We start from the raw sequence: 21,431 nt of genomic DNA, 5'->3' as shown, positions 1-21,431 counted from the left end.
GAGATGTGATCGCTGACACGCCGCCTTCGCGAGCAAGCCCGCTCCCACATTTGAAGCCGAGACCGGCTTCCAGAAACCGGTCTGCAAACACCCCCGAAATCCTCCTGAAAGGGCCAGTACTTTGACGTCAAAACCCCAATACTGGCCCGTTGATAACTAATCCCCCACCCGAGAATTATTCTCGCTACAATCCGCCGCTTTGCCCCCGGATACGGGCGTTCCCAGCCCGTCGGTCACGAGATGTCCCATGCTTATCGGTAGTTATTCACCCTCCCTGGTCGTGATCTCGCTGTGCGTCGCGATCCTGGCTTCCTACACCGCACTGGACCTGACGGGTCGCCTCGCGACCGCCAAAGGCCGGGCGGTTTATTTCTGGATGGCGGGCGGTGCCCTGGCGATGGGCGTGGGGGTATGGTCGATGCATTTCATCGGCATGCTCGCATTGCGTTTGCCGTTTGCCCTGGGCTTCGACCTGGGGATCACCGCACTGTCATTGGCGATTGCCGTGCTGTCCTGCGGGTTCGCCTTGTGGCTGGTCAGCCAGCCCCGGCTGCCGGCCTGGCAACTGGCGTTTGGCGCGCTGATCATGGGCGCGGGTATCAGCAGCATGCATTACACCGGCATGGCCGCGATGCGCATGACCCCGGGCATCGATTACGACCCGACGCTGTTTGGCGCTTCGTTGCTGATCGCCGTGATAGCCTCCGGCGCGGCGTTGTGGATCGCTTTCCATCTGCGCCGGGACACACCCTACGTGCGTCTGGCACGCGGAGGTGCCGCGGTGGTGATGGGCTTTGCGATTGTCGGCATGCATTACACCGGCATGGCCGCCGCGCGGTTTGCCGATGAGAGTTTCTGTGGCGCGGCGCTCAACGGCTTGAGCGGCAAGGGCCTGGACAACCTGGTGCTGGTGACATCCCTGGCGGTGTTGATCATCGCGTTGTTGACCTCGCTGCTGGATGCGCGCCTGGAAGCTCGTACCGCCGTGCTGGCCGACTCCCTGACCCTGGCCAACCAGGAGCTGACCCATCTTGCCTTGCACGACATGCTCACCGGTCTGCCCAATCGCACCTTGCTGGCGGACCGCATCCAACAGGCCATGCAGGCGGTCAAGGAGCAGGGCGGTTGCTTTGCATTGATGTTTATCGACCTGGACGGTTTCAAGCCGGTCAACGACGCCTTCGGCCATCACATGGGCGACCAGTTGCTGCGCGAAGTCGGCCTGCGCCTGCGGGAGGATTTGCGTAGCCAGGACACCCTGGCGCGTATCGGCGGTGACGAGTTCGTGCTGCTGGTGCAACTGAACCAGCCGGATGACGCCCTGCGCCTTGCCGAGCGCCAAGTGGTGCTGATCAATCGCGCGTTCACGGTTGCCGAGCATGAGCTGAAGATTTCCGCCAGTGTCGGCATCGCCATGTACCCGGGCAACGGCGGCAATCCCCAGGAATTGCTGATGAACGCCGACGCCGCCATGTACCACGCCAAGGGCATGGGCAAGAACGGCTACAGCTTCTTTGATGTGTCGATGAACACCAATGCTCGCAAGCAGTTGCAGTTGTTGCAGGACCTGCGCAATGCCCTGGAGCACGGGGAGTTTCGCCTGTACTACCAACCCAAGTTCGACGCGGTCAGCGGGATTGCCGTCGGCGCCGAAGCCTTGCTGCGCTGGGAGCACCCACAACAGGGCCTGTTGTTGCCTGCCACGTTTATCGAACTGGCGGAAAAGACCGGGTTGATCATCCCCATTGGTGAGTGGGTGCTCAACGAAGCGTGTCGCCAGATGGCGCTCTGGTATGCCCAAGGGTATGAGGATTGGCGGATTGCCGTGAACCTGTCGGCCTTGCAGTTCTGTCATGCCGGGCTGGTCAAGAGTGTGGCCACGGCGCTGGAGCGGCACCGGTTGGCGGCGAATAACCTGACCCTGGAGATCACCGAAACCACCGCCATGAGCGATGCCGACGCGAGCATGACGGTGTTGCAGCAGTTGTCGGACATGGGCGTCGATCTGTCCATCGATGACTTCGGCACCGGCTACTCCAGCCTGATGTACCTCAAGCGCCTGCCGGCCAATGAACTGAAGATCGACCGCGGGTTCGTACGGGACCTGGAGCACGACAGCGATGACGCCGCCATCGTCTCGGCCATTGTTGCGCTGGGCCAGGCCCTGGGTCTGCGCATCGTCGCCGAGGGCGTGGAAACCGACGTGCAGCAAAGCTTCCTGACCCGCCTGGGCTGCAATTCCCTGCAAGGGTATCTGCTGGGCCACCCGCTGCCGGCAGAGGGGTTCATGGCCGATATCCAGCGTGCCGAAGACGCGGTGGCGCCTGACAAAAGCCGTGCGTGACGGCTATTCTCTGGTTCAGCCATACACATCAGGTTGAATCAGGAGACTGCTGGCATGGACAAAGTCCTCATCATCACCGGGGGCAGTCGCGGGATTGGCGCCGAGACGGCCTTGCTGGCCGCGCGGCAGGGCTACCGCATCTGCATTAACTATCAATCCGACGAGGAAGCGGCCCACCGTGTTCTGGAGCAGGTGCGCGGCCTGGGCGCCCAGGCGATTGCCGTGCGGGCGGACGTGAGTATCGAAGATGAGGTGATCGGCCTGTTCAACCGTGTGGATGCCGAGCTGGGGCGGGTCACGGCGCTGGTCAGCAATGCCGGCACCGTGGGCCACAAATCGCGGGTCGATGAAATGTCCGAGTTCCGCATTCTCAAGATCATGAAGACCAACGTACTGGGGCCGATCCTGTGCGCCAAGCATGCGGTGCTGCGCATGTCGCCCCGCCATGGTGGGCAGGGCGGCAGCATCGTCAATGTGTCTTCGGTGGCGGCGCGCCTGGGTTCGCCGGGTGAATACGTCGACTACGCCGCTTCCAAGGGCGCCCTCGACACCTTCACCCTGGGCCTGTCGAAGGAGGTCGCCGGCGAGGGCATTCGCGTCAACGCAGTGCGCCCGGGCTACATCTTCACCGATTTCCACGCCCTGAGCGGCGACCCGGACCGGGTCAGCAAGCTGGAGTCCGGTATTCCCATGGCCCGGGGCGGCCGCCCGGACGAAGTGGCGGAAGCGATTGTGTGGTTGCTGTCGGACAAGGCTTCCTATGCCACCGGAACCTTTCTTGATCTGGGCGGTGGGCGTTGACGGTGGGCCAGTCAGTGCCCGAGGTTCTGTAGCGCGTCGTAACCTTTTTCTGCAAATTCCACCAGAAGACGCGCTTCTGAGTTTTTGCGGGTGGCATAGCCCGCGTTGTGAAAGCCGTTGATTTTATTGTCGCCGCGCTCACTGTTGCCTACCTTTCGATCATTCAGGTTGTCGATAAAGTTTACGACCCGGGCAAGGCTGTAGACCGTATCGGCACGGCGTTTCCTGCCGAGATGGGTGGCTGTCCAATCGCCCAGCTGGCGCTTGAGTGCGTCGGTAATGATGTAGCTGTGGGGGCGCCGCAACAGGTGTTTGAGGGCGGGACTGGTGTCGATGATCTGTCGGGCTGTTCGCGTGTCGCCGGAGGGGCGCTGTTCCGGGGCTGTGGGGGCGTACAGCCAGTTATGTTCGGGAAGAAGTCCGGGAATGACACTGGGGGCGTTGAGGCGCATGAAAGGCTCTGCATCAGGTTGAAAGTCACTGAGTGGCGTTTCGCGAGGGAGGGTTCCAGTGACGTTGCTGCAACCTAAAACGACCGCACAATCCGCCCCAACGTCTCCATTGCCTTCTCCGACGCCTCGGTCCACGGGCTGCCGTAGTTCAAGCGTATGCAGTTCCTGAAGCGCCGGGTGGCGGAAAAGATCGGTCCCGGTGCAATGCTGATGCCTTGCGCAAGGGCCATCTGGAACAGCTTCAGCGAGTCGGTCTGCTCCGGCAGTTCCAGCCACAGGAAGTAGCCGCCGGTCGGCCGGCTGACGCGGGTCTGTGCCGGGAAGTAGCGGGCGATGGCCGCCAGCATGGCGCTTTGCTGTTCCTCCAGGGCATAGCGCAGTTTGCGCAGATGCCGGTCGTAGCCGCCGTGTTGCAGGTAATCGGCAATCGCCGCCTGGGCCGGCATCGATGGGCACAACGACGTCATCAGCTTCAAGCGTTCGACCTTCTGCGCAAAACGCCCGGCCGCCACCCAGCCCACGCGATACCCAGGGGCGAGGCTTTTGGCGAAGGATCCGCAATGCATCACCAGACCCTCGGTGTCGAAGGCCTTGGCCGGTTTCGGTGCTTGCTGGCCGTAATACAGCTCGGCGTACACATCGTCCTCGATCAACGGTACCTGGTGGCTGCGCAACAGTTCGACCAGGGCCTGCTTTTTCGCTTCGGGCACGGTGGCACCCATGGGGTTCTGGAAGCTGGTCATGGTCCAGCAGGCCTTGATCGGGTAGCGCTCCAGGGTCTGCGCCAGGGCGCCGAGGTCAATGCCATCGCGGGGATGAACGGGAATTTCCACGGCCTTGAGCTTCAAGCGTTCGAGGACTTGCAAGCAGGCATAGAACGCCGGGGCCTCGATGGCCACCAGGTCGCCCGGTTCGGTCACGGCCTGCAGGCACAGGTTCAGGGCCTCGAGTGCGCCGTTGGTGATCAGCAGCTCTTCCATCGGCAGCATCAGGCCGCCGACCATGTAGCGCAGGGCGATTTGCCGGCGCAGTTGCGGATTGCCCGGCGACATATCGGTGACCACCATGCGCGGGTCCATCTCACGACCGGCGCTGGCCAGCGAGCGCGCCAGGCGCGGCAGCGGGAACAGCGTCGGACTGGGGAACGCCGAGCCGAACGGTACGGTATTCGGGTCCTTGATCGAGTCGAGCACCGAGAACACCAGCTCGCTCACATCGACTTCGGTGGACTCGTGCACCTGTTCGCTCACCACCGGCTCGGAAAACGGGCTGGGCGCGTGGGTGTTGACGAAGTAGCCCGAGCGCGGTCGTGCGCGGATCAGCCCGCGACGTTCCAGCAGGTAGTAGGCCTGGAACACGGTGGACGGGCTCACCCCGTAGGTCTGGCTGGCATAGCGCACCGAGGGCACGCGCTGGCCGGGGCCAAGCACGCCGGAGCGGATCAGTTCTGCGATGTCATCGGCGAATTTTTCGTAGCGTTTCATGGGGGCCTAATTTACTTGCTGAAATGTACGCAGGGCAAAATGTGGGAGCTGGCTTGCCTGCGATGACGGCGGCAGATCCGCCGACAGTGTTGACTGACGTGACGCTATCGCGGGCAAGCCCGCTCCCACAGGTGGAGCTCTACAGGTTCGCATGGATCTCAGCGGTTCAGCGGCGCCACGAAACGGCTGTCGGCGGCAGTGTAGATCCAGGGTTCATCCACGTCCGTGACCTTGAAGCGCAATGTCTGCGAACTGTTCGTCGGCTTGTCGGCCAGCAGCGTCACCGACACCGGCACATCGCTGATTTCTCCCGGGGCCAGGCTGAGCAGGGTTTTGCCTTGCAACTGGAAGCCCTCGGCATCCACCAGTTCCAGACGGTAATCCTGGCGCTGCTGGGTCTTGTTGATCACTTTGAGGCTGTAGATGTTTTCGATCAGGCCCTGGGCGTTCTCGCGGAACAGGCCCCGGTCCTTGGTGACATCCAGCGACACCATGGGCCGTTCGATCAGCGCCACCACCAGGGCGGCGATCATCACCAGCAACACGGCACTGTAGCCGATCAACCGTGGCCTGAGCAGGTGGGTTTTGCCGCCTTGCAACTGATGTTCGCTGGTATAGCTCACCAGGCCACGGGGGTAGCCCATCTTGTCCATGATCGAATCGCACGCATCAATGCACGCCGCGCAGCCGATGCATTCCATTTGCAAGCCATCACGGATGTCGATGCCGGTGGGGCACACCTGTACGCAAAGCTGGCAATCGATGCAGTCGCCCAGGCCGACGCTGGCCGGCTGCACATCACGCTTGCGCGGCCCACGGTGTTCGCCCCGGGCGGTGTCGTAGGCAATGGTCAGGGTGTCTTTGTCGAACATCACGCTCTGGAACCGTGCATAGGGGCACATGTGCATGCACACCGCTTCACGCAGCCAGCCGGCGTTGAGGTAGGTGGCAGCGGCGAAAAACAGCACCCAGAACAAGCTCACGCCGCCCAGTTGCAGCGTCAGCAGTTCTGTGGCGAGCGGGCGAATGGGGGTGAAGTAACCGACAAACGTCAGCCCGGTCAGCACACTGATCGCCAGCCACAACGTGTGTTTGGCCGAGCGCCGCGCCAGTTTGCCCAGGCTCCACGGCGCTGCTTGCAGTCGAATGCGCTGGTTGCGCTCGCCTTCGGTGAGTTTTTCGCACCACATGAACAGCCAGGTGAAGGTGCTTTGCGGGCAGGTATAACCGCACCACACCCGGCCGGCGAAAACGGTGATGGCGAACAGGCCGAAGGCGCAGATGATCAGCAGCGCCGAGAGCAGGATGAAGTCCTGGGGCCAGAAGGTCGCGCCAAAAATGTGGAATTGGCTTTGCGCCAGATCCCATAGCACCGCCTGGCGACCGCCCCAGTTCAGCCAGACGGTGCCGAAGAACGCCAGGAACAGAACACCGGCACCGCAGATCCGCAAGGTACGGAACAGGCCGGTAAAACTGCGGGTATGGATCAGCGCGTCGCTGGCGTTGGCCTTCACCTTCTTCGGGGGCTTCGGGGTGTACAGCTCCACGGATCGGACGGGGATTCTTTCGCTCATGGTCATTCGCTCATCAGCCTCCATCAGGCGGATGCACTATGACCGTGGCACTGTTTTCATAACAGATTCAGATAGGGCTATAAAAAGCGGATCAGATGAACCGTGAGACGCCCCCTGCGACAATGCGCTGCACCCCATATCTCGTAGGGTACAGCGCAATTGCAAATGGGCTGATACAGATCAATCAAATCGCCGAACCAGGTTCGCTGACCTTCTTGTGCTGCCGCTCATCGGCGGCGCCGGCGACGGTGAGCGCATCGGCTTCCTGCTCGGTGATGTACACCGGGTGGGTGCCGAGCTCGACATACGACATGGCCTTGGGGATATCAGTCCTGACCGTCACCCGTCTGGCCGGCAGGCTCTGCTCCTGGCCGTCGTCATTGACCTTGAAATAGCACGTCTGGTTTTCGATGCGTACGGGCATGGCGATCTTCCTTTTCCGGATCGGTGTACGTGTTAGGGGCAATCGGGGGGCCAATGGTTCGAGGCAACTGACTGGCGGTCGCCGCTGTCCATCCTTTACCGATAACGATAATGGAGCGCGGTCCATGGACGCCTGGTGGCATGAAGTGTGGCAAACCCTGCTGGCCGAGTTCGCCGATATCGGCGACGCCAGGCAACTGACCCAGATTACCGTGCGCTTGCTGATCGCCGCCGTGCTGGGCGGCATTCTGGGCTTCGAGCGCGAGAGCAAGGGCAAGGCGGCCGGCGTGCGCACCCATATGCTGGTGGCGCTGGGCGCGGCGTTGTTCGTGTTGGTGCCGCAGATGTCGGGCAATCAGGCGGATGCCATGAGCCGTGTGGTGCAGGGTGTGATTGCCGGTATCGGCTTTCTGGGCGCGGGCACCATCATCAAGGGTAAGGATGACGAAGAAGGGCACGTCAAGGGCCTGACCACTGCCGCCGGCTTGTGGATGACCGCTGCGATCGGGGTCTCGGCCGGGTTGGGCCGGGAATCGACAGCGGTCCTGAGCACCTTGCTCGCCCTGGCGGTGTTCAGCGTGATGCCCAAAATCGTCAGGCTGCTGGAGAAGGAGCGCTGATCACAGCACCAGGTTGCTGTGCCGCACCTCGCCAAACACCTTGATCACCATGGGAGGTTGGCCGGGGTTGCCGTTGATGGCGATCACGCTGGTGTGGGTGCCGGGCAGATAGTGGATCTGCATTTCGCCAGGCGCGCCGGAGAAGTGTTCGACCAGGTGTAACGGTTTTCCCGTTTGGCGTTGAATATCGGACAGGTCCAGTTTGTCGTTTCGATTGAAGTTCCTGATTTCGCTGGGCGTGCCCAGGGTGGACTCTTCGATCGAGCGATAGCGGTAGGTTTCCGGGCCGTTGCTGGCGGATGGGGGGGCGTCGTTGGCGCCTCGCGCTGCATCAATCTTGTCTGCGGTCAATGATTCGCCGATTCCGATCAACGTATTGCCGACGGTCTGGATTTCGGAGAGCTGGCGCTTCAGGCCGGAGAGGCGCTTTTGGATGTTGTTCTGTTGCGAGACGTCACTCTCGAGCCCGCCACCGTCGAATGACTGCGGCAGCATGGCAACGTTGTTCAGTGTTTCCTGGCGTTTGTAGTTTTTTCCCACTTCATCGAGCGCCGGGTCTCGCTGAGTGCTGACCGTCTCCTTGCTCAGTTGCTTGCCAATGGTCTTGAGGACCTTGGCATTTGCTTCGGCGTCCGGACCGCGTAACAGGCTGGCAATATTCCCGGGGCTCAATAATGAGCGCAGTTGTTCCAGCAGGGCTTTGGTGCCTTTGTCGGTGGGCGAGCGCAACAACAGGCCGAGATTGGCTGGGGTCAGCAGGGCACTCAGCTCGTTCAGCGCCTGGGTGGTACCGGAGGATGGGGCAGGCGCAGAGGCTATCGCTTCAGCGGTCTTGGGTTGCACGGACCATTGCGGTCCTGATCTCAACAGGGCGGCGATGTGTTCCTGCGTCAACACTGACGCAGGAGGCGGTGATGCGGACTGAGGTTGCAGGACGGGATGATTCTGTCGGGAAGCGATGGGCCACATAAGTCTGTCCTCGCGCAGGAGTCAACGCGGTCACCCAGGGGTTGGGCGTCGCGTGCGCGACACGCAGTGTAAAAAACACGGGGTTGGCGACAGCCAAGGACAAACCTTTTGATCCTGTGGGAAGTTTTACTTTTTAGAACGGTTTGACGCTTGAACCGGTGCGCTCGCCGATGCGCACCGGCCTGATTCCCGGAAGATTCAAACGATCACCGGCGGCATGGTCGTCGGCGGTTCTTCCACCGCTGGCGGTTGGTTTTCCGGTGGCTCCTTCTCGGGCACCGGGTCCGGCTCGGTCGGCGGCAGGGTGGGTTTGTCGATGTTCGGGTCCGGGGTTTCGGCAGGAATCGGGATATTCATCGGTATGGCCTCCTTTGTGCTTTGCTGTATCGGTGGACAACCGGTGCGCGGGTTTGATTCCCCGCTCAATGGCCGCACATCCACCTGAACTTTTGCCCGGCGCCCAGGCTCGGACCTATGACGGCGCGGCTCAGGGAGGGCGTGCCGGTTCAGAATTTGGATCAAGCGGAGAGCGTCCACGGGGCGTAAGGGGAAGATGCTCGATGACGACTGAAACACTGGCTTCAGACAAATCCTTGCTACCGCTGTCCCAGGCATTGCTGTTGCCCAGGATCGCCATCGAAAGCACTTCGCCGGTTATCGACGGCGGCGATTTTGCGGTCAAGGCCGTGGTGGGCCAGCGGATCCACGTCACCAGCAAGGTGTTTGCCGACGGTCATGACAAACTCGCGGTGCTGGTGCGCTGGCGCCCGCTGGGGGAAGAGCGCTGGCACAGCGTGGTCATGACCGATGTGGGCAATAACGGCTGGGAAGGCGCTTTCACCGTGACGCGCCAGGGGCCGCACGAATACTGCATCGAAGCCTGGATCGATACCTACGCCAGCTTCTGCTATGAGCTGCGCAAGAAACACGAAGCCGGCGTGCCGGTCAGCCTGGAATTGCAGGAAGGCCGCAGCCTCGTGTTGCAGGCTGCGGAGCGCAGCGATAACGAGCTGCGCGATCGCCTGATGCTGCTGCACCACGAACTCTCCGGTCTGCTGGAAACCGAGCAGGTCGCGCAGTTTCTGCACGAAGACAGTGCACACCTGATGACCCAGGCCGATCATCGTGCCTATCTGAGCATCGGCACGGTCTATCCAATCGATGTCGAGCGCCAGGCCGCACAATTTGCCAGCTGGTACGAACTGTTTCCGCGTTCGATCACCGACGATCCTGCACGCCACGGCACCTTCAACGATGTGCATTCGCGGCTGTCGACGATCCATGACATGGGCTTCGACGTGCTGTATTTCCCGCCGATCCACCCCATCGGTCGCAGCCACCGCAAAGGCCGCAACAATTCCCTGACCGCCGGCCCTGATGACCCGGGCAGCCCGTACGCCATCGGCAGTGCCGACGGTGGCCACGAGGCGATTCACCCGCAGTTGGGCAGTCGCGATGACTTCCGGCGCCTGGTCAAGGCCGCCGCCGAGCATGGCCTGGAAATCGCGCTGGACTTCGCGATCCAGTGTTCCCAGGATCACCCGTGGCTCAAGCAACACCCTGGCTGGTTCAACTGGCGCCCGGACGGCACGATCAAATACGCGGAAAACCCGCCGAAAAAATACCAGGACATCGTCAACGTCGATTTTTATGCGGCCGATGCGATCCCCAGTCTATGGACCGAGCTGCGCGATATCGTGGTGGGCTGGGTGGAAGAGGGCGTGAAGACCTTTCGCGTCGACAATCCCCACACCAAACCCTTGCCCTTCTGGCAATGGTTGATCAGCGATGTGCGCGCCAAGTACCCCGACGTGATCTTCCTCGCCGAAGCCTTCACCACGCCCGCGATGATGGCGCGCCTGGGCAAGGTCGGTTATTCCCAGAGCTACACCTATTTCACCTGGCGCAACACCAAGGCCGAGCTGAGTGAGTACCTGACGCAGTTGAACGCGTCGCCGTGGCGTGAGTGCTATCGCCCGAACTTCTTCGTCAATACGCCGGATATCAACCCCGGCTTCCTGCATGAATCGGGACGCCCGGGTTTTCTGATCCGCGCCGCGCTGGCCACCATGGGCTCCGGCCTGTGGGGCATGTACTCGGGTTATGAGCTGTGCGAAGCCGCGCCGGTGCCGGGCAAGGAGGAATACCTGGACTCGGAGAAGTACGAGATTCGTCCACGGGATTTCAACGCGCCCGGCAACATCATTGCCGAGATCGCCCAGCTCAACCGTATCCGCCGGCAGAACCCGGCCTTGCAGACGCACCTGGGGCTCAAGCTCTACAACGCCTGGAACGACCACATCCTGTATTTCGGCAAACGCAGCGAGGATGGCAGTAATTTCATTCTGGTGGCGGTCAACCTCGATCCCTTCAACGCCCAGGAGGCGCATTTCGAATTGCCGCTGTGGGAAATGGGGCTGCCGGACGATGCGCAGACCCAGGGCGAAGACCTGATGAACGGTCATCGCTGGACTTGGTACGGCAAGACCCAGTGGACGCGGCTGGAGCCGCAGATGCCGTTCGGGATTTGGCGTATTACATATTCCTGAGACTTTCTGAGACGGGCGGCTTACCCCTGTGGGAGCTGGCTTGCCTGCGATAACGATCTATCAGTCAATATTCTCGCTTCTGACAGACCGCTATCGCAGGCAAGCCAGCTCCCACATTGATCGCGTTCCATCAGGCAGATCTCAAAGCATTTCGGGAGTTTCCAATGGCGAAGAAACCCAAGCCAGCCACTTTCATCAAGGACCCGCTCTGGTATAAGGACGCGGTGATCTACCAGGTTCACGTCAAGTCCTATTTCGACGCCAACAACGACGGCATCGGCGATTTTCCCGGGCTGATCGCCAAGCTCGACTACATTGCCGACCTGGGCGTGAACACCATCTGGCTGCTGCCGTTCTATCCTTCGCCACGCCGCGACGACGGCTACGACATCGCCGAATACCGCGGCGTGCACAGCGACTACGGCACCCTGGCCGACGCCAAGCGTTTTATCGCCGAGGCCCACAAACGCGGGCTGCGGGTCATCACGGAACTGGTGATCAACCACACTTCCGACCAGCACCCCTGGTTCCAGCGTGCGCGCAAGGCCAAACCCGGTTCGGCGGCGCGGGACTTCTACGTGTGGTCCGATGACGACCAGAAATACGATGGCACCCGCATCATCTTTCTCGACACCGAAAAGTCCAACTGGACCTGGGACCCGGTGGCCGGCCAATACTTCTGGCACCGCTTCTATTCCCACCAGCCGGACCTCAATTTCGACAACCCGCAGGTCATGAAGGCCGTGCTGGGCGTGATGCGTTACTGGCTGGACATGGGCATCGACGGCCTGCGCCTGGACGCCATTCCCTACCTGATCGAGCGCGACGGTACGAACAACGAAAACCTGCCGGAAACCCACGCGGTGCTCAGGCAGATCCGTGCCGAGATCGACGCCCATTACCCGGACCGCATGCTGCTGGCCGAGGCCAACCAGTGGCCGGAGGACACCCAGCTGTATTTCGGCGAGCAGAAGGGCGACGACGGTGACGAGTGCCACATGGCCTTTCACTTCCCGCTGATGCCCCGCATGTACATGGCGCTGGCCCAGGAAGATCGCTTCCCGATCACCGATATTTTGCGCCAGACCCCGGAAATTCCCGCCCATTGCCAATGGGCGATCTTCCTGCGCAACCACGATGAGCTGACCCTGGAAATGGTCACCGACAAAGAGCGCGACTACCTGTGGAACTACTACGCTGCCGACCGTCGCGCGCGCATCAACCTGGGCATTCGCCGACGCCTGGCGCCGTTGATGGAGCGCGACCGGCGCCGGGTCGAGCTGCTCAACAGCCTGTTGCTGTCGATGCCGGGCACGCCGACCTTGTATTACGGCGATGAAATCGGCATGGGCGACAATATCTACCTCGGCGACCGCGATGGCGTGCGCACGCCGATGCAGTGGTCCATCGACCGCAATGGCGGATTCTCCCGCGCCGATCCGGCCAGCCTGGTGCTGCCGCCGATCATGGACCCGCTCTACGGCTACCAATCGGTCAACGTCGAAACCCAGGCCCAGGACCCGCACTCGCTGCTGAATTGGACGCGGCGCATGCTGGCGATCCGTAAACAGTCCAAGGCGTTTGGCCGTGGCAGCCTGAAGATGCTTTCGCCGAGCAACCGCCGCATCCTGGCCTATACCCGCGAATACACCGGCGAAGACGGGCGTACGGAAATTATCTTGTGCGTGGCCAACGTGTCGCGCAGCGCCCAGGCCGCCGAACTGGACCTGTCGGCGTTTGCCGGCATGGTGCCGGTGGAAATGCTCGGCGGGAATGCCTTTCCTCCCATCGGCCAGCTGAATTTTTTGCTGACCCTGGCGCCGTATGGTTTCTATTGGTTTGTGCTGGCGGCGGAAAATCAGATGCCCAGCTGGCATGTGGAACCGGCGCAAGGCATGCCGGACTTCACCACCCTGGTCCTGAAAAAACGCATGGAAGAGCTGCTGGAAGAACCTTGTCGCGCGACCCTGGAGCAGACCTCATTGCCGGCCTGGCTGGGCAAGCGCCGCTGGTTTGCCGGCAAAGACAGCGCCATCGACGCGGTGCACATCGTCTACGGCGTACGGTTTGGTGACTCGGAGCACCCGGTCCTGCTCAGCGAAATCGAGGTGACCAGCGCCGGGCAGGTCAGCCGCTACCAATTGCCATTCGGTTTCCTGGGCGAAGACCAGTTCACCAGTGCCTTGCCACAACAACTGGCCCTGGCCCGGGTACGCCGCAACCGCCAGGTGGGCCTGGTGACCGACGCGTTCAGCCTCGAGCCGTTTATTCGCGCGGTGATCCATGGTCTGCAGGCGGGCACTCGCTTGCCATCCAGCGACGGTGAGTTGCGTTTCGAAGCGACGCCGCACTTGGTTCCATTGCAGCTCAACGATGAGTCGCCGGTGCGCTACCTCTCTGCCGAACAGTCCAACAGCTCGGTGGTGGTGGGCGAGAGCCTGGTGCTCAAGTTGATCCGCAAAGTGGCAAGCGGCGTGCACCCTGAACTGGAAATGAGCGCGTACCTGACCGCGGCTGGCTATCCCAACATCTCGCCCTTGCTGGGCTCGGTGATCCGCCGCGACGAAACAGGGAACGATAATCTGCTGATGATCGCCCAAGGCTATTTGAGCAACCAGGGGGATGCCTGGGCCTGGACGCAAAACAGCCTGGAGCGAGCGATTCGCGATGAACTGGCCGAAGCCATCTCCGAACAGGAACAGCACTACAACGCCCTTGGCGAGCTGAAGGATTTTGCCGGGTTGCTGGGTCAGCGCCTCGGTGAAATGCACCAGGTGCTGGGCGCCAAGACCGTCAACAAGGATTTCAAGCCCGAAGGCACCACGGTCAAGGACACCCAGGCGTGGGCCAGGGACGTGGGTGCGCAGATCGATCGCGCGCTGCAATTGCTCAAACTTCATCAAACTCAGTTGAACCCTGCTGATCAGGCGTTGGTCAGTGACTTGCTGGCGCAGAAAAAAGCCATCGCCGGCCACGTCCAGGCATTGGCGAAAGCTACCCTGGGCGGACTGCGAATTCGGGTACATGGGGATTTGCACCTGGGCCAGGTACTGGTGGTGAAAGGTGATGCCTATTTGATCGACTTCGAGGGCGAGCCGGCACGTGCGCTGCACGAACGGCGCGGCAGGCACAGCCCGTATAAAGATGTGAGCGGTGTGTTGCGCTCCTTCGATTACGCGGCCGCCATGGCCTTGAACGGGCAGGGGGTGGATCAGTCGCCCGAAGCCGACCAGGCGCGCAAACGCGTGACCGAGCGTTACCTGAAGGAAGCGCGCCAGGCATTTATCCAGGCTTATCAGGCGGCTACGTCTACACTGGCGCATGACTGGCAGGATGCCAAAGGCCAGGACGCCGCGCTGACGTTGTTCAGCCTGGAGAAAGCCGCGTACGAAGTGGCTTATGAAGCGGAAAACCGCCCGGGCTGGCTGCCGGTGCCCCTCCAGGGGTTGCACGGGTTGCTGAGCGGGTTGGCACCTATATTGAAAACTGCACGCGGTGGGGAGACGTCATGAGCTTTACGCACAAAGAACCGCTGCAGCCGAAGTTGACTGCATTGCCGGCGTCCCGGGACGTCGAGGCGCTGGTACGCGCCGAACACCAGGACCCGTTTTCGATTCTCGGGCCCCATGATGATGAGCAGGGCGGCCAGTTTATCCGCGCGTATTTGCCGGAAGCGCTGAGCGTGCAGGTGCTGGCGCGGGAGGGCGGCGAATCGCTGGGCAATCTGGACGCAAGCCAGGTGCCGGGATTGTTCGTCGGGCACCTCGACCATCGCCAGCCCTACCTGCTCAAGATCCAGTGGGCCGGCGGCGAGCAGATCACCGAAGATCCCTACAGTTTCAGCCAGTTGTTGCTGGGTGAAATGGACTTGTACCTGTTTGCCGAAGGCAACCACCGTGACCTCAGCAGTTGCCTGGGCGCCCAGGTGGTGAACATCGACGGCGTGCAGGGTGTGCGCTTTGCCGTGTGGGCACCGAATGCACGGCGGGTGTCGGTGGTGGGTGACTTCAACGTCTGGGACGGCCGCCGGCATCCCATGCGTCTGCGCCATCCTTCCGGCGTATGGGAGATATTTATCCCACGCTTGCAACCGGGTGCGGCCTACAAGTACGAGATTCTGGGCGCCCATGGGATTTTGCCGCTCAAAGCCGACCCGGTGGCGCTGGCTACCCAGTTGCCGCCCGACACCGCGTCGAAGGTCGCGGCGCCGTTACAGGTGGACTGGCAGGACCATGCGTGGATGCAGGCGCGGGTCGAAAAACAGAAGAGTACTGCGCCGCTGTCGATCTACGAACTGCATGTGGGCTCCTGGCAATGCGAGCTGGACGAGGCCGGTGAAGTGTCCCGCCAGTACCACTGGCGCGAGCTGGCCGAACGCCTGATCCCCTATGTGCAGCAGTTGGGCTTCACCCATGTCGAGCTGATGCCCATCATGGAACACCCCTTTGGCGGCTCCTGGGGTTACCAGGCGCTGTCACAATTTGCGCCCACGGCGCGCTTCGGCTCGCCCGAGGATTTCGCTTACTTCGTCAATGCCCTGCATCAGGCTGATATCGGCGTGATTCTCGATTGGGTACCGGCGCATTTCCCCACCGATACCCACGGTCTGGCGAATTTCGATGGCACGGCGCTGTACGAATACGCCAACCCGCTGGAAGGCTTTCACCAGGATTGGGACACCCTGATCTACAACCTGGGTCGCACCGAAGTGCACGGTTTCATGCTGGCTTCGGCGCTGCACTGGCTCAAACACTTTCACGTCGACGGCCTGCGTGTGGATGCCGTGGCCTCGATGCTCTATCGCGACTATTCGCGCAAGGCCGGCGAGTGGGTGCCCAACCGCCACGGAGGTCGCGAGAACCTGGAAGCCATCGATTTCCTGCGCCATCTCAACGATGTGGTTGCGCTGGAGGCGCCGGGCGCATTGGTGATCGCCGAGGAATCCACTGCCTGGCCGGGGGTCAGCCAACCGACCCAGCAGGGCGGTCTGGGTTTCAACTACAAGTGGAACATGGGCTGGATGCACGATTCGCTGCATTACATCCAGCAGGACCCGGTGTACCGCGCCCATCATCACAATGAGCTGAGCTTCGGCCTGGTGTATGCGTGGTCCGAGCGGTTCATCCTGCCGATCTCCCACGACGAAGTGGTGCACGGCAAACATTCGCTGATCGACAAGATGCCCGGCGACCGCTGGCAGAAGTTCGCCAACCTGCGTGCCTATCTGACATTCATGTGGACGCATCCGGGCAAGAAACTGCTGTTCATGGGCTGCGAGTTCGGCCAGTGGCGCGAGTGGAACCACGACCAGCAACTGGACTGGTACCTGCTGCAATACGCCGAGCACAAAGGTGTGCAGAAACTGGTCGGCGACTTGAACCGCCTGTACCGCGAAGAGCCTGCCCTGCATGACCAAGACCACGCGCCCCAGGGCTTCCAGTGGTTGATCGGCGACGATGCGATCAACAGCGTCTACGCCTGGCTGCGCTGGAGCCAGGAGGGCAGGCCGGTGCTGGTGGTGGCCAACTTCACCCCGGTGCCCCGTGAAGCCTATAAGGTCGGCGTGCCGTTCGCCGGGCGTTGGAGCGAGGTGATCAACAGCGACGCGGATACCTACGCCGGATCGAATTTCGGCAATGGCGGGGATGTCTTCACCCAGGACGAACCGCAGCACGGGCAGCCAGTATCGTTGTCGTTGAATTTGCCGCCGCTGGGGGTGTTGATTCTGCGGCCCGAATAGGAGCAATCAACAGGCACTCAACGGGCCGTGCAGCGGTTATATCGCGCTGCACGGCCCGTTGTCGTTTGGCGTCACCGAATGTTGACGCGGCTTGTCACAAATATCTCTGGAACATTTTCCTACGTGGCTTCCACACAGGGACTTCAGCGATGAGGCGCGGTTCTTTCAGTTCAACTCGCCTTTCCGTTGGGTTTAAGAACGCCAACCCAGAGAAGACGAGACACCATGACGCCAGTCCAGTTAAAACCCACCGGCAAGCCCTTGGCCGTTCCCGGCCCCCTGCTTTCTGAAAAAACTGCGGCACGCCCCGCAAAAGACCAGCCTTCGGCGGCCATGGATTACCCGCCCCAACCCGACGCCGTGAGTGCCAAGCTCGCTGATCTTGACCAGGTGTTGAAGGGGTTGCGCGAGCTGAAGACGCGCAAGGGCGACCCGAATGCCCAAAAAGTCCATGTGGTGCTTGGCAAGCAATCCCCACTCATACCGTCCAGCGGTGAAACCGCGTCGGGCACCCACCAGTTGGACAACCTGCTCAGGTTCTACGGCATCGTTCCATCGAACCCACGCACACCCGCCGAGGTGCAAGCGGCGATTGATGCGGTGGAAAATACCCGCAGTGAAATATCCCTGGGGCTGGATGACAACACAGCGCAAGTCGATGCGCTGTTGCATGAGCGCAACGAGGGCGCTATTGCCGAAGTGGTCAGCGCGCAAGAAACCACGCGCAAGAAACCCTTGCTCAGTTATCTGACCGAAGGCATTCCCGCGCATGCACTGGAAAAGGCCAAAGCCACACCCGCCGCACTGTTGGCCTTGATACTCAAGTCACCCAACGCCGAGCAATTGCTTCAGACGTTGCTGAAAAAGCTGGGCGGTGCCGAGTACCCGTTGAATCAAGTGATTTCCCCAGCCGTCAAGGTCCGGCTGGTGATGAAAGCCATCGCCCTGAGCCTGGACCCATTGCCAGCACGTCATGACGGGCACGTGGCAGGGTTCGACCTGACCTCGCGTGAGCATTGGGGGCAAAGTTATGCGTCGATTACCGCGAGCTTTCAGCAGCATCTGGTGGGTGCGAAGAAGCTGTCTCCTCTCGAAGCGCAGCTGGCTTCTTACATTCTGAAACCCGATTTTCCGGCAGAATTCGCTGTCGCGGATATCCCCGAGGCCCTGCCGTATCAGGGAAGCGCTGTCTGGGTGAACTTCAAGCACGGTGTTGCGCTGGCCGAAATGATCGAGCCAGGCTCCGCACGCCGCATGAGCTTTCAGGAGCTGGTCGACTTGCCTGGCAGGCTGAGCGAGCAGGCGACCACGGACGAACAGCGCTCGGTTATCGCCGCGACGCGCATTCCAGCCGTTCTGGAATGGGCAACGGTGCAGGGCGTCATCCCGCAAAAAGACGCGTATTCCCAGGATGAAATCCACAAGGCTGTCTCGGTATTTGACGAGCATGTGAGTGACATCGTAGAGGCCACCACCCAACTGGCTGTGGATGTGCCCCTGCGCAAGCATTATTTCGAGCGGATGGAGAAGGGTACTTCCCGCACTGAAGTGCTGTCGCTGATCAACCCGTTCTTTGCGCTGTATCGACACCTTAATGGCGAGAAGCTTGCGCCTTCGGATGTGAGCTACGAATACCCGGTTTACGATGAGGACCGCTTCAAGACCGAGTTCGAGCGCTACCTGACCCAGGCCAAGGCAGGCTATGCCAGAGTGGTGTCCAGTCATTTGTCCCAGCTTCCGCTCAAGGACCGGGTGGCGATCGAACAAGGTGAGGTCACGCTGTATGCCCTGAGGGTCAAACCTGACTCTGACAAGGAGACCGAAGATGACAAGAAGGCCGCTGTGACTCGGCCGGGGTTCATCATCAAGGCGGAGCATGAAGGGCAGACCCACTACTACGAAATGAACCCGGTGAAAGGTATCGCCCGGCGCCGAGATGACCTGAAGCCGGTCCTGGAGTCGTACGACCCGGCCGAAAAAAGCTACACAAAAGACTTTATTTCCATTGACCACTCGACCGATGGCGTTCCGTCCGAGTCGATCGTCGTACGCAACAGTCGCGCGGGCAGGGCGGCATTCAAGCAGGAGTGGAATGACTTCAAGGCCGGGAAGGGGCCGCGACCGAAAAGCTTCAGCGTCGTGGTGCCGCAGCAACTGGCGCACTTTCCTGCCCCGGCCAATCCGTCCAAGACGCCGGTCCCCAAGACTTTGACGTCCAACCGGTCTGAAGAAATCGCCGTGGCTATCAGCCGTGGCCTGTTCTACGTCGATGAAGACCATTTGCAGGAATGGGCGGCGTCGGATCCCGCGCGGGAAAGTGCGGCGCAGAAAAATGACGAAGCGTTCTGGGAGCGAATCAAAGGCGTGGGGCAGTTCTTCATTCCGTTCTGGGGCGGGATCGAGGACTTGGTCAACGGTCGCACCAAAGAGGGCATTCTGAGCCTGATGGTAGATGGGTTATTGACCTTCGCCGGTCCGGCCGGCCGGTTGGCGTCGGGTTCTGTACGCCTGTTGTCCGGCGCAGGGCGGATCTCCCTGCGAGGGCTTCTGCCCAAGTTCGCACCTTTGGTGAAGGAGTTCGGTGTGTCCGTGGGCCGCAACCTGAACCCACTGGACCCTGTATTGCCAGGCATTGGCTTCAAAGGTACAAAATCGCTCAAATTCAACGCCGCGAGCATCGCCAGAATCAAGGCAGGTGCTGCCCAGTTCAAGCAGTCTTTACCGTTCAAACTGCCTGGCAAAGGGCGTTATGAGATCACCTCGGGCCTGCCGCTCACCGCCAGGACACTGCCCGAAGGCGGTGTCGTAAGAGTTCCCGAAGGCATCTCCAGCGATCAAGTGCGCGTGCTGAAAAGGCAAACGCACACTGACGTGGTGGTCGGTGACGACGTTTTTCGGTTTGACCCGCGTAACCCCGACAAAATGATCAAACTGGGTGGCGCGGAGCATACCGGTCCGCTCGATGGCTTCGCGCTGACGTGTGGAGCGCCGGGCAAGCGCTCGAAGCGTGACCTCACCGACCTGTGCTACACCAAACACATTGAGCCTGGTGGTACGCCGGTCTTCCAGGATGCCCAGGCCCTCGAGCATCGCCGATTGATTCCCCTGGCCGGGCAATCCAGCGGGCCGCGTACCGTGGTGCATGAACACCGCTTGTACCGAGTCAACGAAGCCGGCAGCCAGGAACTCTTGCCGATTGCGACGCGCCAGCCCATCACCTACAAGCGCCAAACGAGCGGCGAGCTGGTGAACGAGCCGGATTTTGGCTTTGACGACTTTGGGCAGCCCCGGGCACTCAACCGGGACACGGTGGTGGTGAAACTGGATGCGATCAGCGACTTGAGCCATGACCAGCGCGTTGTGAGGGGCTTCAAGGTCGACCACGGCGGCAGGCAGTACGTGGTAGTGGAGGGCGACACGGGCGTTCACTATTACGCCGAACTCACGGGCTCCGGCCCTCTCGATTTCCATCGGCTGACCCGTAACGACCCGGTCGACCTGGATTTCATCCGCCAGCACGATCAATACAAGGACCTCCACGGCCATGTGGCGCAAGGTACACCCAATAATCAGTTGGTGGTCCTGCCGAGCATCGAAACGCTGATCAACAAAATCCTGGCGGAGAACCCCATGTCACCCGCGGAAATCGACCATTTGATCAAGGTGTTGAGCGGGCTTCCTGTCGAAAAACGCCGTGAGGTTTTGATGAGTGTCTACGCGAGCGGCAGCAACCCGGGGAAAGTGGTGGTCGCGGCAAAGCCGATTCGGCTCGAGCCCATCAAGAAGCCTGCGGACTTCGCTCAACTGACGCCTGAACAGCAGAATGGCGTGTATGCGCAAGGCGGCAAGAAGACGGTAGATGATCAATTCGACGCCACGGGCATCCGCTCCGCTAATCAGCAGGTGCCAGGGCTACCGGGTGAGCATCTGCGTAATCAGAGCGCTTCTGAGACGGTAGGGTGGCTGTATACGCGAACGAACGCGCCCAATTACTCCGAAATTGTCCTCAAGACGGGGGCTGGTAACTGCGATCAAATGGCCAAGGTGGCCGTCGATACCATCAACGTCAGTGGCGGTCATGCCCGTATCGCGCAGGTGCCGGGGCATACATTCGCTGTCGTGGGCGGCCCACCCGGACACCCGCGCAGCCGGGGGTTTGCCGGACCGGAATGGGCAGACGCCTGGGTGGTGGATCCCTGGGCGGGCATCACCTGCCCGGCCAGGGACTACCCGGCCCGGTTCAAGCAACGAATGCAGGAATGGAGTCAATCGGGCCGGCGGATTCTGGTCAGTGACGGGAAAACACCCGCGCAGTCGGTCTGGAGTGATCCTATGACGCCCAGCTGGATCGATGCAACGGTCAATGGGGAGGCCCAAGTGTTTTAAGAGCGGGAGATCGACCTGTAGCCGGGTATTTCAGTCGGGCAGGGCCCGACAATGCCTCTATCTGGCGTGATTCAGTTGTCCACGTTGCT

Annotated in this window: 13 protein-coding genes; 7 read left to right on the top strand and 6 right to left on the bottom strand. The window is 61.3% G+C overall.

The features are described 5' to 3' along the window. The first annotated feature begins 247 nt into the window (after positions 1-247). On the top strand, positions 248-2,344 hold the full coding sequence (locus ACW9IB_RS19890) for a putative bifunctional diguanylate cyclase/phosphodiesterase (protein ID WP_457415085.1): 2,097 nt from the start codon (positions 248-250) through the stop codon (positions 2,342-2,344). A 54-nt stretch (positions 2,345-2,398) separates the two neighbouring features. Beyond that, complete coding sequence (locus ACW9IB_RS19885) at positions 2,399-3,145, top strand: SDR family oxidoreductase (protein ID WP_457415084.1); 747 nt, start codon at positions 2,399-2,401, stop codon at positions 3,143-3,145. A gap of 11 nt (positions 3,146-3,156) precedes the next feature. Here ACW9IB_RS19885 and ACW9IB_RS19880 read toward each other — a convergent pair whose 3' ends face one another. From ACW9IB_RS19880 to ACW9IB_RS19865, 4 genes are all read right to left on the bottom strand, one after another. Continuing rightward, positions 3,157-3,597, bottom strand: coding sequence for a hypothetical protein (locus tag ACW9IB_RS19880; RefSeq protein ID WP_457415082.1), 441 nt, complete (start codon positions 3,595-3,597; stop codon positions 3,157-3,159). 74 nt (positions 3,598-3,671) lie between these two features. Continuing rightward, complete coding sequence (mapR, locus tag ACW9IB_RS19875) at positions 3,672-5,081, bottom strand: GntR family transcriptional regulator MpaR (protein ID WP_457364785.1); 1,410 nt, start codon at positions 5,079-5,081, stop codon at positions 3,672-3,674. 158 nt (positions 5,082-5,239) lie between these two features. Continuing rightward, the gene (ccoG, locus tag ACW9IB_RS19870) at positions 5,240-6,655 is read right to left on the bottom strand and encodes a cytochrome c oxidase accessory protein CcoG (protein WP_457415080.1); all 1,416 of its coding nucleotides are present in this window, start codon (positions 6,653-6,655) and stop codon (positions 5,240-5,242) included. A 184-nt stretch (positions 6,656-6,839) separates the two neighbouring features. Further along, complete coding sequence (locus ACW9IB_RS19865) at positions 6,840-7,079, bottom strand: DUF3203 family protein (protein ID WP_457415078.1); 240 nt, start codon at positions 7,077-7,079, stop codon at positions 6,840-6,842. A 124-nt stretch (positions 7,080-7,203) separates the two neighbouring features. Between ACW9IB_RS19865 and ACW9IB_RS19860 the strand changes: the two genes are divergently transcribed. After that, complete coding sequence (locus ACW9IB_RS19860) at positions 7,204-7,698, top strand: MgtC/SapB family protein (RefSeq protein WP_457415076.1); 495 nt, start codon at positions 7,204-7,206, stop codon at positions 7,696-7,698. On the opposite strand, the gene ACW9IB_RS19855 is transcribed toward ACW9IB_RS19860, so the two are convergent. Together ACW9IB_RS19855 and ACW9IB_RS19850 are read right to left on the bottom strand one after the other, a co-directional pair. Beyond that, on the bottom strand, positions 7,699-8,541 hold the full coding sequence (locus ACW9IB_RS19855; RefSeq protein WP_457415074.1) for a M10 family metallopeptidase C-terminal domain-containing protein: 843 nt from the start codon (positions 8,539-8,541) through the stop codon (positions 7,699-7,701). A 324-nt stretch (positions 8,542-8,865) separates the two neighbouring features. Beyond that, positions 8,866-9,024 (bottom strand): hypothetical protein, encoded by a 159-nt coding sequence (locus ACW9IB_RS19850; RefSeq protein WP_457364780.1) that lies wholly within the window; start codon positions 9,022-9,024, stop codon positions 8,866-8,868. A 203-nt stretch (positions 9,025-9,227) separates the two neighbouring features. On the opposite strand from ACW9IB_RS19850, the gene ACW9IB_RS19845 reads away from it, so the two are divergent. The 4 genes from ACW9IB_RS19845 (at position 9,228) to ACW9IB_RS19830 (ending at position 21,342) form a co-directional block, all read left to right on the top strand. After that, positions 9,228-11,216, top strand: coding sequence for an alpha-1,4-glucan--maltose-1-phosphate maltosyltransferase (locus ACW9IB_RS19845; RefSeq protein WP_457415072.1), 1,989 nt, complete (start codon positions 9,228-9,230; stop codon positions 11,214-11,216). 164 nt (positions 11,217-11,380) lie between these two features. Further along, positions 11,381-14,728 carry a maltose alpha-D-glucosyltransferase gene (treS, locus tag ACW9IB_RS19840; protein WP_457415070.1) on the top strand — a complete coding sequence of 1,116 codons (3,348 nt, stop codon included), beginning with the start codon at positions 11,381-11,383 and terminating at the stop codon, positions 14,726-14,728. Beyond that, a complete protein-coding gene (glgB, locus tag ACW9IB_RS19835; RefSeq protein ID WP_457415068.1) occupies positions 14,725-16,956 on the top strand; it encodes a 1,4-alpha-glucan branching protein GlgB in 2,232 nt (743 codons plus the stop codon). Before treS ends, glgB begins: the two co-directional genes overlap by 4 nt. Positions 16,957-17,181: 225 nt before the next feature. Continuing rightward, complete coding sequence (locus ACW9IB_RS19830) at positions 17,182-21,342, top strand: hypothetical protein (protein WP_457415066.1); 4,161 nt, start codon at positions 17,182-17,184, stop codon at positions 21,340-21,342. Positions 21,343-21,431 lie beyond the last annotated feature (89 nt).

Source organism: Pseudomonas sp. SDO524_S393 (genome assembly GCF_054071875.1).
This window is presented reverse-complemented; position numbering and strand designations above follow the sequence as displayed.